This is a genomic window from Streptomyces sp. NPDC057654 (assembly GCF_042800135.1).
Lineage (GTDB): Bacteria > Actinomycetota > Actinomycetes > Streptomycetales > Streptomycetaceae > Streptomyces.
Genome location: NZ_JBHVHQ010001465.1, coordinates 1 through 1,091 on the forward strand (window position 1 = coordinate 1; position 1,091 = coordinate 1,091).

At 70.9% G+C, this 1,091-nt stretch carries 2 protein-coding genes; both read right to left on the bottom strand.

Annotated features, from left to right (window positions below; all coding sequences use genetic code 11):
* Positions 1-31 precede the first annotated feature (31 nt).
* A complete protein-coding gene (locus ACFU99_RS44395; protein WP_363132686.1) occupies positions 32-481 on the bottom strand; it encodes a DUF2550 domain-containing protein in 450 nt (149 codons plus the stop codon).
* 157 nt (positions 482-638) lie between these two features.
* The gene (locus tag ACFU99_RS44400) at positions 639-1,016 is read right to left on the bottom strand and encodes a F0F1 ATP synthase subunit epsilon (RefSeq protein ID WP_384404581.1); all 378 of its coding nucleotides are present in this window, start codon (positions 1,014-1,016) and stop codon (positions 639-641) included.
* Positions 1,017-1,091: the final 75 nt, after the last annotated feature.

Genomic DNA, 1,091 nt, shown 5'->3' on the forward strand with positions numbered 1-1,091 from the left:
GTCTCCGCGTGTGCGGGTACGGACCGCCGGACTACGCCACGTTGACCCGCTGGCCGGGCGGCGCCGCCTCCAGCCAGGCCAGGAAGCCGGTCAGGGCGTCCTCGCTCATCGCCAGCTCCAGCCGCGTACCGCGGTGGACGCAGACCAGGACGACGGCGTCGGAGAGCAGCGCCAGCTCCTCCTCGCCGCGCGGGGTGCGGCGGTCCAGGACCTCGATGGAGGCGCGCTCCAGGACGCGGCGCGGCCGGGGCGCGTACGAGAAGACGCGGAACCACTCGATCCGGTCGCCGTTGTAGCGGGCCACCCCGTACACCCAGCCCTTGCCGCTGGGCTCCGCCTCCGGCTCGGTCACATTCCAGCGCAGGGAACAGTCGAACGTGCCCCCGGAGCGCTGGATCAGCCGTCTGCGCAGCCCGAAGACGAAGAGTCCCACCAGGACCAGCAGGACGACGCTGCCGCTCACGAGCAGAGCGAGGACCATCTTCACCGACCTCCTCGCGTCATCTAGTCCAACCGCACCTGCATCGCCTCAGCCGCGGACTGCCCTGGAGTGATCCAGTGCCGTCCGCGGCTGAGGATTGTGCGGGTCTCCGGGACAGCTCCCGGAACCCCACAGTACGTTCTTATGGGCCGTGGGTTCAGTGCACACCCGCGACCGCGCGCAGCCGGACGTCCGCGCGCCGCTCGGCGGCCGCGTCCGTCTCCGACTTCGCGCGCTCCAGCGCCCGCTCCGCGCGCTGGACGTCGATCTCGTCCGACAGCTCGACGATCTCGGCGAGCAGCGACAGCTTGTCGTCCGCGAACGAGACGAACCCGCCGTGCACCGCGGCGACGACGGTCCCGCCGTCGCTCGTACGGATGGTCACCGGGCCGGACTCCAGCACACCGAGCAGCGGCTGGTGGCCGGGCATGACGCCGATGTCACCCGATGCGGTGCGCGCGATGACCAGGGTGGCCTCGCCGGACCAGACGCTTCGGTCCGCCGCGACCAGCTCGACGTGCAGCTCAGCAGCCAACGTGGCTCCTCGGGTCTCCACCTGCCGGACAGGGCAGGTGTGGGGTCGAATACTACGAATACTAGTGGCCTGGGC

Coding starts and splice junctions, on each gene's coding strand:
- ACFU99_RS44395 (WP_363132686.1), bottom strand. CDS start 481: ATGGTCCTCGCTCTGCTCGTGAGCGGCAGCGTCGTCCTGCTGGTCCTG.